This is a genomic window from Snodgrassella sp. B3800 (assembly GCF_026535865.1).
GTDB lineage: Bacteria > Pseudomonadota > Gammaproteobacteria > Burkholderiales > Neisseriaceae > Snodgrassella > Snodgrassella alvi_E.
Window position 1 is genome coordinate 46,239 of the sequence record NZ_JAFNPH010000005.1, and the last position, 15,014, is coordinate 61,252.

General features: G+C 39.7%; 11 protein-coding genes. 4 read left to right on the forward strand and 7 right to left on the reverse strand.

The genetic code is table 11. From position 1 onward, the window contains the following. Positions 1-84: 84 nt before the first annotated feature. Positions 85-1,494 (reverse strand): cysteine--tRNA ligase, encoded by a 1,410-nt coding sequence (gene cysS, locus J3U64_RS08170; protein ID WP_267408880.1) that lies wholly within the window; start codon positions 1,492-1,494, stop codon positions 85-87. A gap of 301 nt (positions 1,495-1,795) precedes the next feature. On the opposite strand from cysS, the gene J3U64_RS09950 reads away from it, so the two are divergent. Beyond that, complete coding sequence (locus J3U64_RS09950) at positions 1,796-2,491, forward strand: OmpA family protein (RefSeq protein ID WP_100151878.1); 696 nt, start codon at positions 1,796-1,798, stop codon at positions 2,489-2,491. A 1,217-nt stretch (positions 2,492-3,708) separates the two neighbouring features. Here the strand turns inward: J3U64_RS09950 and yidC are convergent. The 4 genes from yidC to rpmH are packed head-to-tail and all read right to left on the reverse strand — an operon-like array spanning position 3,709 to position 6,094. Continuing rightward, on the reverse strand, positions 3,709-5,364 hold the full coding sequence (gene yidC / locus J3U64_RS08180; protein WP_267408881.1) for a membrane protein insertase YidC: 1,656 nt from the start codon (positions 5,362-5,364) through the stop codon (positions 3,709-3,711). 21 nt (positions 5,365-5,385) lie between these two features. Further along, positions 5,386-5,595 carry a membrane protein insertion efficiency factor YidD gene (gene yidD / locus J3U64_RS08185; RefSeq protein ID WP_267391578.1) on the reverse strand — a complete coding sequence of 70 codons (210 nt, stop codon included), beginning with the start codon at positions 5,593-5,595 and terminating at the stop codon, positions 5,386-5,388. Beyond that, positions 5,592-5,951 carry a ribonuclease P protein component gene (rnpA, locus tag J3U64_RS08190; protein ID WP_267403867.1) on the reverse strand — a complete coding sequence of 120 codons (360 nt, stop codon included), beginning with the start codon at positions 5,949-5,951 and terminating at the stop codon, positions 5,592-5,594. Before rnpA ends, yidD begins: the two co-directional genes overlap by 4 nt. A gap of 8 nt (positions 5,952-5,959) precedes the next feature. Continuing rightward, the gene (rpmH, locus tag J3U64_RS08195; RefSeq protein ID WP_004283944.1) at positions 5,960-6,094 is read right to left on the reverse strand and encodes a 50S ribosomal protein L34; all 135 of its coding nucleotides are present in this window, start codon (positions 6,092-6,094) and stop codon (positions 5,960-5,962) included. 222 nt (positions 6,095-6,316) lie between these two features. Here rpmH and dnaA point away from each other — a divergent pair, with 222 nt between their 5' ends. The 3 genes from dnaA to gyrB all read left to right on the forward strand — a co-directional run bounded on the left by dnaA (position 6,317) and on the right by gyrB (position 11,762). Continuing rightward, positions 6,317-7,942 carry a chromosomal replication initiator protein DnaA gene (gene dnaA / locus J3U64_RS08200; protein ID WP_267408882.1) on the forward strand — a complete coding sequence of 542 codons (1,626 nt, stop codon included), beginning with the start codon at positions 6,317-6,319 and terminating at the stop codon, positions 7,940-7,942. Positions 7,943-7,957: 15 nt separating this feature from the next. Next, positions 7,958-9,061, forward strand: a complete 1,104-nt coding sequence (dnaN, locus tag J3U64_RS08205) for a DNA polymerase III subunit beta (RefSeq protein ID WP_100140729.1) — start codon at positions 7,958-7,960, stop codon at positions 9,059-9,061. Between the two features lie 310 nt (positions 9,062-9,371). Continuing rightward, positions 9,372-11,762: a DNA topoisomerase (ATP-hydrolyzing) subunit B gene (gene gyrB, locus J3U64_RS08210; RefSeq protein ID WP_267408883.1), complete on the forward strand. Its 2,391-nt coding sequence runs from the start codon at positions 9,372-9,374 to the stop codon at positions 11,760-11,762. A 189-nt stretch (positions 11,763-11,951) separates the two neighbouring features. Here the strand turns inward: gyrB and J3U64_RS08215 are convergent, their stop codons facing one another. After that, a complete protein-coding gene (locus J3U64_RS08215) occupies positions 11,952-14,276 on the reverse strand; it encodes a helicase-related protein (RefSeq protein WP_267408884.1) in 2,325 nt (774 codons plus the stop codon). Beyond that, a complete protein-coding gene (locus tag J3U64_RS08220; protein WP_267408885.1) occupies positions 14,246-15,007 on the reverse strand; it encodes a DUF1837 domain-containing protein in 762 nt (253 codons plus the stop codon). Before J3U64_RS08220 ends, J3U64_RS08215 begins: the two co-directional genes overlap by 31 nt. Between the last annotated feature and the right edge of the window lie 7 nt (positions 15,008-15,014).

Sequence of the window (15,014 nt, forward strand, 5' to 3'; positions counted from 1 at the left end):
ATTAAAAGTATAATACTGCTGTCAAGCCCCTGATTCAGAATAGATCCATAGTCTCTTTAATATCTGTTTTAGATAAAGAAAAAATCAGGCACGGCGCCAGCTTGTACCATTAGCACCATCTTCCAACACAATACCGGCAGCCGTTAGCTCATCGCGAATACGGTCTGATTCTGCCCAGTTGCGTTCTGCACGCGCCTGCTGCCGTGCAGCAATCATCGCTTCAATGGTGGCATTATCAAGACCTTGTACGCCTTCACCCACTTCATTCTGCAAAAACGCCTCCGGATCACGCTGTAACAAACCCAGCAGACCACCCAGCCCTTTTAAGCACCCTGCCAATTGCGCATCATGAGTTTTATTAATTTCATTGGCCAGTTCAAATAGAACGGCAACAGCTTCCACTGTAGCAAAATCATCATTCATTGCAGCATAGAACCGGCGCGTATAATCATTTAAATCCGCATTAACTTCAACATCTGCGGCTGTTGTGTTTTTCAATGCTGTATACAAACGCGTCAAACTGCCTCTGGCATCATCAAGATGTGCGTCAGAATAATTTAAAGGACTGCGATAATGGGCACGCAAAATGAAAAAACGCACCACCTCTGCATCGTATTTTTGCAACACTTCGCGGATAGTGAAGAAGTTTCCAAGGGATTTAGACATTTTTTCATTATCCACACGAATAAACCCATTATGTAGCCAATATTTTACATGGCTAGCAAAGTGATTTTTTTCCGTGCAACAACCTTGTTTTTCTGCACCGCAGCTCTGAGCAATCTCATTTTCATGGTGAGGAAACTGTAAATCAGCTCCACCACCGTGGATATCAAAATTCTCACCCAACAAAGCTTTGCTCATAGCCGAACACTCAATATGCCAGCCCGGCCGACCACGTCCCCACGGGCTGTCCCACGCCGGTTCATGGGGTTTGGCCGCTTTCCACAACACAAAATCCAAGGGATCACGCTTGTAGCCATCCACATCCACTCGTTCACCAGCGCGCAAATCATCCAAACTCTTACCGCTCAGCTGGCCATAGTCAGGAAACTCACGTACCGCATAAAATACATCACCATTCTCAGCCAAATAAGCTTTACCATTTGCCATGATCTCTTCAATCATGGCAATCATCTGTCCAATATACTGTGTGGCTCTCGGCTCATGGTTTGGTGGCAGCACACCTAAAGCAGCCGCATCCTCATGCATAGCCAGAATATAATAATCAGTCAGTTCAGAAATACTGATGCCGCGCTCATTTGCCCGATTAATAATCTTATCGTCTATATCAGTAATATTACGCACATAATCAAGCTTATAGCCCAGCTCACGTATCCAGCGCGCCACCATATCAAACACAATCATCACCCGTGCATGCCCCAGATGGCAATAATCATAAACGGTCATGCCACACACATACATACGCACCTGTGGTGGATTAATCGGTGTAAATTTCTGTTTGTTTCTAGTTAAGGTGTTATACAAGCTGAGCATGTCTGGTTCCAAAGTGACTGATAGTAGCCCTGAATACAGGTAATTTAATTGAATGAGGCTAAACTGGCCGTTTTCAAGGGCGAACGAGCCTCAAACACGTTTAAATAAGACTAAATTGTAATATAGCGCAGTAAACTTGTCGCTTAAACCAGCATTGCTACAAAATAAATTACAGATATGCAAACCGGACAGAATATTTTCAGTTTGCGCACCTCCTCCCTCCCTCACTTGCTTTTCTGCTATAGATAGCATAAAACATACTTGTGAAAACCATAATCAAATTTTAAGAGAAGGAGTAAGTATGACCATCATGAAACCATTGGCTGCACTCGCTGCCGCCACTACCTTAGCCCTGACTGGCTGTGTTACCGATCCTAGTACCGGCCAAACCCATGCCAGCAAAACCGCTGTTTACGGCCTAAGTGGAGCTGCCGTGTGCGGAATCGTTGGTGCAATTACCCACAATAGCCGAGGTGCACGTAATGCTGCTCTGGGCTGTGGTGCTATCGGTGCTGGCATCGGCGCTTATATGGATTACCAAGAAAAACTATTGCGTCAAAAACTGGCTAATACAAATGTTGAAGTACAGCGCGAAGGTGACCAGATTAAACTCACCATGCCAGAAAACATCACATTTGCAACTAATAGCTCTGAATTAAGCAGCGCCGCCACATCTTCCCTATCTTCTGTAGCTGAGATTCTGGCTAAATATGTGGATACCAATATCACCATCGCTGGTTATACCGACAGCACCGGTAATGACAATATCAATAGGCCATTATCACAACGTCGCGCTGAGTCTGTTTCCACATTCCTGAGCGCCCGTGGCGTCGCCAGCAATCGTATTAGCGCAGTAGGCTACGGTTCTGCTAATCCAATTGCCAGCAATGCTACAGTGGAAGGCCGTGCCAAAAATCGCCGTGTAGAAATTCGTGTTAACCCTGTTCAACAAACAGCTACCACTACTACACAACAAACCACTACCTACGTACAGTAACGACTAAAAGGCGTGATAGACACTATATCGTTTCATTCAGTCTGTCACGCCTTAAATTTACAAGTTTTTCAAAATGATATTCATTTACAATATTAAATGTGTTAATATTTAATAACATTTATTAACTATTGAAATGAATAATTATGCAAAATACAACAAAAAATAACACTTTCAACTCTTCTTCAGGCAACCTTGCGCCAGTCATGTCTATTGGGGACTGGCTCATAATGTTTATCGTGTTTTGCATACCCATTGTCAATCTGATCATGGTTTTAGTCTGGGCTTTTAGTGGCAACGGCAATCCTAACCGCTCTAATTTTTGCAAAGCATACCTGATAGTCGTGGCAATAACGATAATACTATATATAATTGCCCTAGCCATTTTCGGTAGCATTATCGCTAATTCAGCGCATCAGTTTTAAGGCTTAAAGCAATGATGATTAAGTTTGATAACTTAATCACAATTAAGCCAAGCTATCCATCATCTAATCCGTAATAAAATATGCGCAATAATCACCAAGCACTTCAGACAGAAGTGCTTGTTTTAAAATAAAATATGATAGTATTAATAATAATACTAACGTAAAAAAGAGATATTAAAAATAAAAAATTCATAGCTCAATTTGGAGGAGTTAATCCAGCCAAAAGCAAATTTGAGCAGATATAACGACCATCATTGCAATACTAAAGTCGGATAGACTTACTAAATTCCGACAATCTTAATTTACTGTAATTACCCGAACAAGTTACTATTCATACCAATCTCATTTTTCTCCTAAAAGAATAAAACATAAATATGCAAATTGATTATTGATAAATAAAAATCTGAATACAAAAAACATTTATCGCGATTCTCAAGCCAAAAAACCGATAACGGTCAGTGATGCATTCCATTAAAAATTAAATTTAATTCCCTACCATAAGTATTTTTGTTTATTTTTTTCATCTAGAAATCAAGTACCTGATTACATTTAATACACATCAGCTTATAAAAAAATAAGCAAGCATATTTTCTACATAAACTAATTTATGAAAATACCTGAACGAATATCATAAATGTGCACCAATGCTCACAGTAGAAAATATAAGAGCAGCTTCAAACTATTTATATAGACAAACTCATTAATGATTAACTCTTACACCGGCGATATGTCTCTGAAGCACTGAACAAATAAAAAGCACTTCAAACTGAAGTGCTTTTTACTAACAAGCTATACTCATACATCCAATGAGCGGTGCAGTTTCGCCTGCCGTTCAATACGTTTATTAATAAACCATTGTTGTGCTAGCGTTAAAATATTGTTCGTCAGCCAGTACAGTACCAAACCGGCAGGGAAAAAGAAGAACATCACAGAAAACGCTACCGGCATGATTTTCATCATTTTAGCCTGCATCGGATCCGTAGGAGGCGGATTCATAAAGGTTTGCAGATACATGGTCAGTGCCATCAATACCGGCAAAATGTAATAAGGGTCCTGACGTCCCAAATCGGTAATCCAGCCAATCCATGGAGCACCACGCAATTCTACCGAAGCAAACAGTGCCCAGTACAAACCGATGAAAACCGGTATCTGCAACAGCATAGGCAGGCAGCCGCCAACAGGATTGATTTTTTCCTTTTTGTACAACGACATCATTTCTTGCTGCATACGCATGCGGTCATCGCCATACTGGTCTTTCAATGCCTGCAAGCGAGGTGCTACAGCACGCATCTTAGCCATGGACTTATATGAAGCATGAGTAAGCGGGAAAAGAATAGCTTTTACTGTAAGCGTCAGCAGAATAATTGCCCAGCCCCAGTTCTGTACCAGTCCATGCCACCAGTTTAACAGCCAAAATAACGGCGAAGAAAACAGCGATACCTTGCCATAGTCTTTAATCATTTGCAGATGATCAGCAACCTTAGTAATTACTGAATAAATCTGCGGACCAGAATATAAAGAAATACCGAAGCTAGCACTGGAATTAGCGGGAATGTCTTTTACTGGTACGCGTACGCCTGCAGAATATAAGCCATCACTACGTTTGCGAATATCAATTTTGCAATCGTCATTGCTGCCACAAACACTGCTGCCCTCTTTCGGCTGCAGAATCCACGTAGTCATAAAGTAGTGCTGGGTCATACCGATCCAGCCGGTATTGGTTTTACGCTGATAGTCTGCTCGGTCACGACCGGAAGCATAATCGCTGTCCAGATCTTTAAAAGCCACTTTTTCAAATTTGCCATTGGGCGTATACAGCACCGGCCCCGTATAGGTGTGATCGAAATAGCCAGTACCTTCCGGCTCCTTGTCATCACGCAAAACCCGATAGGCCACATCCATTTGCAGCGGCTGTGCATTGTGATTGGCAATTTCATAGCGAAGGCCAATCAAATAACTACCTTTAGTAAAGGTATAAATCTTACTTACCTGCACACCGTTCTGTTCTGCTGCTGTCAAACGCACATCCAGCTTGTCGCCATTCAATGTGTATTGTTTTTGCGGCGCAGTAAAAATCAGATTTTTAAACTGATAATCACCCTGACGGTTTAATAATACCGACTGGGCAATGTACTGATGGCCATCCGCACCATTATCCAGCAGCACAAATGGCTTACTGGCATCACTGGTAGCTTTGTATTTAGTCAGTGTAAGCTGGCGCAAATCGCCAGTTTTTTCATCAATAACCGCCCTAACAGTATCCGTAGTAACCGTAACTGGTTCAGTTTTACTTAATGCACCCTCAGCTCCCACACCAGTGGAAACTGCATTGCTCGTAGATGATGTTTGTTGTGCCACTGGATGATTTTCGGGTTGTGGGTATAATTTTTCCCAACCCAGCAAAATAGCCATGGTCAGCACAAAAAATATCAGTAATCGTTTAAAATCCATAGTGTATTCCGTGTGTATTCGCTAAGGAAGTGGGTCATGACCGCAACCACCCCAAGGATGACAGCGGCAAATGCGCTTGATTGCCAGCCAGCCACCCTTGAATACCCCGTATTTTTGCAGAGCGAGTACTGCATATTGCGAACAGGTCGGGCTATAGCGGCAACGGGGCGGTAAAAGCGGGCTGATGGCATACTGGTAAAACCGAATCAGACCCAGCAATAAATATTTCATTGCGACTTTGCTTTACACCCGTCAGCTGCCACAAGCAACTGTTGTAAAGTCTTGATTACACCAGCATAATCCGCATGCCGGAAGGGCTGGCGTACACGAATGATTATATCTGCCGGCGGCAATTCATGCCGGTGCAGGCGAAACCATTCTCTTAATACACGTTTCATGTAATTGCGCCGATTGGCTCGTTTGGCCACTTTTTTGGCCACTACCAAACCCAGACGCGGAAAACCAAGTGTATTGCGTGCATGAAACACCTGAATCCAAGCACGGCTTTTCTGGCAACGTAACGCAAAAACGGATGAAAAATCATCCGTTTTTAAAAGGCGATATTTTTTGCCAAAATGATAATCCATTCTTGTGCTTACACAGCCAAACGTTTACGACCCTTGGCACGACGGGCAGCCAGTACAGCACGTCCACCGCGTGTTTTGCTGCGAACCAGAAAGCCATGAGTGCGTTTGCGACGGGTAACGGATGGTTGATAAGTACGTTTCATAATTTATTCCCGAATTAACTTTAAATAAAACGTAGCATTACACAACAAGAACAGCACTTTGTCAATCAATATAATCTACAGGAAACCCAGACTGCAAACGGGTTAACACAGAGTGCAAATCGTGGTCATAAAGTTCTTTATTGCGTATAATTAGCATAATAGGCGATACCTGTTTCCATTACTTAAGCCAAGTCCCATTGGCAGACAAAATAAGCTTCACGCATGACCCTAACAGAATTTTGGCCGCAGTGCCTGTTACAACTTAAACAAAACCTACCGCCCCAGCAATACCAGATGTGGATTGCTCCCCTAACCGTAGGTGAAGAAAATGGCAATTGGGTAATATTCGCGCGCAATACCTTTGCATTCAACCATATACGTGAGCGTTTCTGGCCAGCTGTGGAAAACGCCCGTCAGGCCATACTCCCACACGGACAAACTCCTTTAATCCTCAAAATTGGTCAGGGGCAATCTTTACAAGCAGCTACACAGGCTCAGGCAATTACCAATACCATTAATTCTGTGAAAGCTGAAAGCGGCACTCCGGTTCAGGTGGAGACTGAAAACCTTAATAAACATGAACCCTTAAACACAACCCCTGCACCTGAAGAAGCCAAACCGCGTTCAACAACTAAACGCACAGAATCCGCTCAGGACATTATTGCCAAAAGGCTAAAAAATAATCAGTCTAAAAGTGATAACAACACGGCTGAAAACAGTGAAGTCAACCCTAGCAAACCAAGCAAAGTAGATAAAAAAGAAACATCTATACCTAAAACTGAGTCTGATAATGTACTGACAAACAGTAAAAAATCACGCTATACCGACACTAATCTCAATCCTGAACACACCTTCGCTGCACTGGTACAAGGCAAAGGTAACCGGCTGGCTCATGCGGCCGCCCTCTCTATAGCTGAAAACCCAGGCAATAGCATGTACAACCCGTTTTTTGTTTACGGCAGCACCGGTTTGGGTAAGACTCACTTAGTACAGGCCATTGGTAACCAGCTCTTTGCTGCAGATGCCAAAGTCAAAATCCGTTATATACATGCCGATGAATTCATCCGTGGCATCATGAACGCTTTCCATGCTAAATCTTTCGATGCCATGCGTCAGCAATACCAACAGGTGGACTTGCTGATTATGGATGATGTTCAGTTTATTGCTGGCAAAGACCGCACCATGGAAGAGTTTTTTTACGTCTACAACCATTTAATTGACGAAAAAAAACAGGTTATTCTTACATGTGATACCTTGCCTACTCATATTGATGGCATGGACGATCGCTTAAAATCACGCTTTTCATGGGGACTAAGTCTAGAGCTGGAACCACCTGAACTGGAAATGCGTGTTGCCATTCTGCAGAAAAAAGCTGAGCTGGCACAGGTAAAACTTGAAGACGAAGCTGCGTTCTTTATTGCCAAACATATCCGCAGTAACGTGCGCGAACTAGAAGGCGCATTCAAGCGTGTTGTGGCTCAAAGCCGTTTTGCCAGCCGGCCGATTGATGTCGGTTTAGCCACAGAAGCACTACAGGATATTCTGGCCGTCAATCACAAACCAATGACACTGGAACACATCCAAAACACCGTAGCCAAATTCTATGGCATCACCATCAGTGATATGGTAGGCAAAAAACGTACACGTAATCTGGCACGTCCACGTCAGATGGCCATGACCTTGGCTAAAGAACTCACCCCACTTAGTTTACCCGCTATTGGCAGCGGATTTGGTGGCCGTGACCACACCACAGTCATGCATGCGGTAAAAAGCATCTCCAAACTCCGTAAATCAGATGCCGAGACAACCAAAGCGTACGAAACCTTAATGATGATTTTGCGAGATTAAACCAAGGAAAACAACATGCTGATTCTACAAGCAGAACGTGATAGTTTACTTAAACCTCTGCAAGCCGTAACCGGCATTGTCGAGCGTCGCCATACCTTGCCGATCCTGTCTAACGTATTACTGGAGAACCATCAGGGGCAAATCAAAATTTTGGCCACCGATCTGGAAATTCAGATTGATACCATAGGCCCAAAAAGCGAAGCTGAAGATTTCCGCATTACCACCAATGCTAAAAAACTACAGGATATTCTGCGCGCCCTACCAGCCGGCGCCATGGTTTCACTAGACTGGAACAATAACCGTCTGGTCCTAAAAGCCGGCAAAAGCCGCTTTAATCTACAAACTTTGCCGGCAGAAGACTTTCCACTGATGAGTGTAGGAGAAGACGTAAATGCCAGCTTCTCCCTCCCTCAGGAGACCTTCAGAGAAATGCTGTCACAGGTCCAATACAGCATGGCCATTCAGGATATTCGATATTATCTAAACGGCTTACTGATGCAGACCGAAGGCAATCAGCTGCGTTTAGTAGCCACAGACGGGCACCGCTTGGCCTATGCCGCCTGTAGTCTAGATACAGATTTACCTAAAGCAGAAGTGATTCTGCCCCGCAAAACGGTACTGGAACTATTCAAGTTGCTTACATTCCCTGAGCAACCGATTACTATAGAACTATTGAATAATCAGGTTCGCTTCCGTTGTAACGATACCATCATCGTTTCCAAAGTAGTAGACGGCAAATTCCCAGACTACAACCGCGTGATTCCGCTAGATAATGACAAAATCTTCCTTGCCAATCGTAGCGAATTACTGGGTGCTTTAGAACGTGCTGCTATTCTGGCCAATGAAAAATTCCGCGGTGCGCGTTTGCAAATCCAGCCGGGGCTGCTCAGCGTCACCTGTAACAATAATGAACAAGAAGAAGCACGTGAAGAATTGGAAATCGCTTATCAGGGTGACACACTGGAAGTCGGATTCAACATCAATTATCTGATGGATGTATTACGCAATTTACATGCCGATGACTTGCAACTGGCATTCGGCGATGCCAATCGCTCAACGTTATTTACCATCCCCAACAATCCTGATTTTAAATACATAGTCATGCCGATGAGAATATAAATATCTCTTATACAAAGACTTAGCAACTGCCCTAAATCAGAATAAATGATTCCCTCATCCATATCTGATTCAGGGCAGTTTTTTCTTTACATTCAACACGATTATCATTCAATAAAAAATTCGATAAAACATAATCTTAAACATATCAACCGGCTGAAAAAAAACTTAATTTCTGCTATAATAATTATCTAATGAATTATTCGATTCAGCCCTGTAAATATGGCAAAATTGAGCATCCTTAATATTCTTTTCTGCCTACAGGCATCATATTAAAAGCATAACCGCTACCCCAGATTTATAAAGAATTCTTATGACAGATCAACACCCTGAAGATTACAGCGCCGACAGTATCAAAGTATTAAAAGGCTTGGATGCCGTTCGCAAGCGTCCCGGCATGTATATTGGTGATACCCAGGATGGTACTGGTTTACACCACATGGTATTCGAAGTTCTGGACAATGCGATTGATGAAGCGCTGGCCGGCTATTGTGATCATATCACCGTAGCAATAAACGCTGACAACTCCATTACCATTGAAGACAATGGCCGTGGCATTCCCACCGACATGCATCCCGAAGAACACCGCTCTGCGGCTGAAGTTATTATGACCATCCTGCATGCCGGCGGTAAATTTGATAACAATAGTTATAAAATTTCTGGTGGTCTGCATGGCGTAGGTGTATCTGTAGTGAATGCTTTATCCGATTGGCTGCGCCTGACTATCTACCGTAATCACAAAGAACATTTTGTAGAGTTTAATCATGGCGACGCCATAGCACCACTATCCGTAGTAGGCGACACCGATAAACAAGGTACGCGCGTACAGTTTCTCGCCAGCACCGAAACATTCGGCAATATTGAATATCACTTTGACATTCTGGCCAAACGTATCCGCGAATTGTCTTTCCTGAATAATGGCGTCAGTATTGAACTTTTTGATAAGCGTGACGGCAAACATGAAAATTTTGCTTTTAGTGGCGGCGTGGCTGGTTTTGTGCAATACATGAACCGCAATAAAACTGCGCTACATAACAAAGTATTCTACGCCAGCGGCGAAAAAGACGGCATGAGCGTTGAATGCGCCATGCAATGGAACGATAGCTATCAGGAAAACGTGCAGTGTTTTACCAATAATATTCCTCAGCGTGATGGCGGCTCCCATCTGACTGCTTTACGTCAGGTCATGACCCGTACCATCAACAATTATATCGAAGCCAATGAAGTAGCCAAAAAGGCCAAAGTAGACACCAACGGCGACGATATGCGCGAAGGTCTTACCTGCGTATTGTCCGTGAAACTGCCTGACCCGAAATTCTCATCACAAACCAAAGACAAACTCGTTTCCAGCGAAATTGGACCAGTGGTCAATGAAGTTTTAAGCAAAGGTTTGTCTGAATTTCTGGAAGAAAATCCCACTGAAGCCAAAATCATCACCGGTAAAATTGTGGATGCAGCCCGTGCCCGTGAAGCCGCACGCAAAGCACGCGAAATTACCCGCCGCAAAGGCGTTATGGATGGATTAGGTCTGCCGGGTAAATTGGCCGACTGTCAGGAAAAAGATCCTGCATTGTCTGAGCTGTATCTGGTCGAAGGGGATTCGGCCGGCGGTTCTGCCAAGCAGGGACGTGACCGCAAATTTCAGGCCATCTTACCGCTTAAAGGTAAAATTCTGAATGTCGAAAAAGCACGCTTTGAAAAAATGTTGGCTAGTCAGGAAGTAGCCACCCTGATTACTGCACTGGGTGCCGGCATTGGCAAAGAGGAATTCAATCCGGAAAAACTGCGCTACCATCGCATCATCATCATGACCGATGCCGACGTAGACGGTGCCCATATCCGTACCTTACTACTGACATTCTTTTACCGGCAGATGCCTGAACTGGTAGAACGCGGCTATGTATACATTGCCCAGCCTCCGCTTTACAAAGCCAAACATGGCAAACAGGAGCGCTACCTGAAAGATGAGTTTGAAAAAGACCAGTTTCTGCTTACCCTTGCATTGGATAAAGCACGCCTGAATATTGGCGAGACTACCTTAGAAGGAAATGCACTGGCGGAGATTGCTAAACAGTTCATCTTAGCGCAAAGCATGATTATGCGTGAAAGCCGCATTATCGACAGCGCTGTATTAAATGCCCTGCTCTACTGGAATGAAAATCTGGATTTAAGCAATGTAGCCAGTGCAGAAAAGGCCACACAAGCCTTAACTAATCTCATCAATGATGAAAACCTCACACTGGAACGCATCGGTGCCGAAGATGAAGTGCAAATGATTAAAATCACCCGTCAATTGCATGGCAATCAGATGGTGAGCTACCTAGAACAGAAATTTGCCGAAAGCCGCGCCTATCAGATTATCCGTCAGACAGCTGCAACCTTAAGCGGTATTGTGGATGCCCCGATTGATGTTGTGAAAGGCGAAACAAAAACCGCAGTAACCGGCTTTGCGCAAGCATTGGATTTCCTGATGACCACAGCACAAAAAGGGCTATCTATTCAGCGCTATAAAGGGCTGGGCGAGATGAATCCAGAGCAACTATGGGAAACCACCATGGATCCAACCGTACGCCGCCTGCTGAAAGTTAAAATCGAAGATGCGATGGCTGCGGATGATGTATTCGTTACCCTGATGGGCGATGAAGTGGAACCACGGCGGGCATTCATTGAAAACAATGCGTTGAATGCGCAGGTGGATATTTAAGCAAGTTTTCTCTAATCAAAAAAGGATGGCTATTGCCATTCTTTTTTAAAAAAATTAAAGTGTATTTTATTCTTCAGCTCAAATTGATTACTAAGGAGCCTTACCAATTTCAATATAGTAAAAATAAAAGCGTTTGGCAGTAACTTTAGAAAAATAGAAAATACTTATTATTTATGAGTTCAATCCGAATTATTTATCTAATATATTAGATAGTTGTTCAAATTTTTCGGTTTCAAAATCATCAAAACTATTTTTTATATCATTATTTTCTTCAAATTCATAATAATCAATAATTTTTTGCGGTGCACCATAATCACTGGCTAATCGTCCTTTTTCAGTCACTGCGTTATATTCAAGTTTTATTAAAAGTCTATCTATTCCAACCTCTCTATCTATTGATGAATTATTTAGGATGGATTGATGGTATTTATACATTATATTAAAAACACCAAGATATTTAACTAGCTGAAATTTAAATATATTAAAGATTAAATCTGCAGTTTTTCTGATTGCGTTATCAATATTTACACTATTTTTATCTAACTGATATCTTACACATCCTAGAAAACCTGTCTTAATATATGTTGATAACATATATATAATAATAGGATAAGAGTTGCCTTGTTTTGTTGGAGATTCTCTATCTATTATATTTTTAAGCGCAAAATTAGTAATAATAGGTTTTATTATATACAAAATAATTTTTAATCCATCATAATTTATAGATAATTTAGAAGAATTAATATTTCTAATTAATAATTTTATTTGATTTATTTCCTCTGAATTTAGCCCTTTAATTTTTTTATAAATATCCAATTTATCGTGAAAAGATACAGTTTTAAACATTGATATAATTTCATTTGGTATATTTTCACTTTGTATTTCTGCTAAAATATCCAACTTGCGAATTTTGTCTTTGGCGTTTAAATATTTATCATCTGTTATAAATAAATCAATTTCATCTTTTTTTGTCGCCTCATCATAGTTTTTGTACTTTATTACATCGCCTTTGCTCTCAAATATTTCTTTAAACTTCAAATCTAAAATCAAAACTCTACCACTGTAATGGTGTAAAAACCGCCCAGCTCTACCAACTATATTTTTAGCATCAAACGATTTTAATACTTTTTTCCCTTTATAATGACTTAAAACAACAAGATTTTTTGCTGATGTGTTTACACCTTCAGTAATGGTTGTAGTTGATATCAACACATTCAAAGAACCTTGATTAAAAAGCTCTACAATTTCTTTTTGAATATATTTTGGAATACGCCCATGATGTATTCCTATCCTGTTTTTTAAAGCATTAATTAATATCCAAGTATTATTATCTTTATCCCTAATATTAAAGTTTTTTTCTAAATGTTGAATAAATTTTTTAAGTTGGGTAGATAAATCTTTTGAATTCACTAATGGTTTTAATTCCAGAATATCTTTAATAGTTTTTTCTGCAGTTGTAGTCCCCTTAGTATATAAAAGAACATTTTCTGGAATATTTAATAACGAAGAAATGATCTTATAAATCTTAATAAATTTTTCTTCTGAAGAATTTAAAGTTATAGTTAGATCATCTGTAATCTTATTTGTTCCATTTTTCATTGATATTATGTTTTTGGAAACAATTTCATATTTGTTAAAATTAATTATTTCAAATCCATTTTCGTTTAAAAAATTATTAAATGATTGATTAATTGTTGTATCTTCTTTTTCTGGAAACTCAATATAAGGACCTACTAATAAAATATCTCTAGCCTTTGATAAAATTTCATGTAAAGTTATGCGATAAGCCGTATCCCTTTCATTTTCTTTATTTTCTTTATTTTCTGAATCTATTAAATATTCATTATCTATTTTATAGATTTCATCAATAAAAACAAAATCTAAAGAAATATGTTTATGTTTATCAATAAAAGACAAATACCGTTCAGGTGTATAGATAAATAGATTATATTCACCTAATATAGGAACATCGCTAAGAGTATGGATAGAAAATTTATTAAAATATTTGTACTCAGGGCTCGAAATTAGTTTTTGAAAATTTTCTGATAATAAGGCTATTGTTGGAAATATTAATGCAATATTTTTATATTTAAGTTTTCGTATTATTTCATAAACTAAAAAAGTCTTCCCGAAAGATGTTGTTGCCGATAAGAAATACCGGTTTTTCTTATCTGGTGAAAATTGATTTAAGATTTCTTTTTGGTACCTATGTATTTTAAGATTTTCGTCGACATGTAATGTCGATTCATAAATCAGAGAGGATATTGTATTAAGACTTATATTTGATAAACTATTATTTTTCTCAAATTTATTTAATAAATCATAATAATGTGGTATACCAACAGCATTGGATATATATTTCAAAAACTCTAAATCAGATGCTGATAAAGGTTCATCTTTAATATAATCAAAATAGTTACATACTTCTGAAATAAACTTATATTCTTCTAACTTATTAGATTTATAATTATTGAGGCTTCTAATTAAATTAGCGGTTTTTTCGATTCGATGCATTCAATTACCCTTTGTTTAATAACTTTTATGTCTTCAAGAGGCATTAATATAAAAAACAATCTATAATCAATTGACAATGAAATTTTTGTATTATTGCTATGATTATCAATACATTCAATAGCCTTAATGATTTTTTGTTCAAAATCAGGTGAATCATATGAATAAATTAATAAAATAGGATAAACGAGGGTCATTTCATATTTTTTTACTTCATCAATGATATTGATACATGGATTTTCACTCCAACTAGTTAAAATAGATTCAATTTTAGAACCATTGATAGAAAATCTATCTGTAAATTCTTCGAGCGCTAAAATATTACGAGATAAATATTCATCTGAAAGTGCTCTATTTAATCCATCTAAGGCACTTGTTACACACGAATATAATGATGTTTTAAATTTGACTTCTCCAAACCATAAATAAACTTTATCATTATGTTGAGCCAAATGATAAGAGTCATAACCTGAAGTTTCTGATCTTGTAAGAGGACTATAAAAATATCCTCTTGAAATGAGCGGTTTTGCCTGAAAAAAATAGTACAAAATTGAGTACAACAAAACCTCACCATAAAAACCGTATTTAATTTTGATATCTAAACCTTGTTTTTGAGAATATTTTATCTTTTGCTGTAAAGCCTTACTCATAAGGTTATCGACTGGATATTTATCTATATCAAACTGATTAAAAGAATAGTCAATAATAGAGTTATAAATTAAATCAATTAACAACTCATTA

Excerpts from the sequence above, each read along its gene's own strand:
- cysS (WP_267408880.1), bottom strand. The coding sequence starts at position 1,494 with ATGCTCAGCTTGTATAACACCTTAACTAGAAACAAACAGAAATTTACA.
- J3U64_RS09950 (WP_100151878.1), top strand. The coding sequence starts at position 1,796 with ATGACCATCATGAAACCATTGGCTGCACTCGCTGCCGCCACTACCTTA.
- yidC (WP_267408881.1), bottom strand. The coding sequence starts at position 5,364 with ATGGATTTTAAACGATTACTGATATTTTTTGTGCTGACCATGGCTATT.
- yidD (WP_267391578.1), bottom strand. The coding sequence starts at position 5,595 with ATGAAATATTTATTGCTGGGTCTGATTCGGTTTTACCAGTATGCCATC.
- rnpA (WP_267403867.1), bottom strand. The coding sequence starts at position 5,951 with ATGGATTATCATTTTGGCAAAAAATATCGCCTTTTAAAAACGGATGAT.
- rpmH (WP_004283944.1), bottom strand. The coding sequence starts at position 6,094 with ATGAAACGTACTTATCAACCATCCGTTACCCGTCGCAAACGCACTCAT.
- dnaA (WP_267408882.1), top strand. The coding sequence starts at position 6,317 with ATGACCCTAACAGAATTTTGGCCGCAGTGCCTGTTACAACTTAAACAA.
- dnaN (WP_100140729.1), top strand. The coding sequence starts at position 7,958 with ATGCTGATTCTACAAGCAGAACGTGATAGTTTACTTAAACCTCTGCAA.
- gyrB (WP_267408883.1), top strand. The coding sequence starts at position 9,372 with ATGACAGATCAACACCCTGAAGATTACAGCGCCGACAGTATCAAAGTA.
- J3U64_RS08215 (WP_267408884.1), bottom strand. The coding sequence starts at position 14,276 with ATGCATCGAATCGAAAAAACCGCTAATTTAATTAGAAGCCTCAATAAT.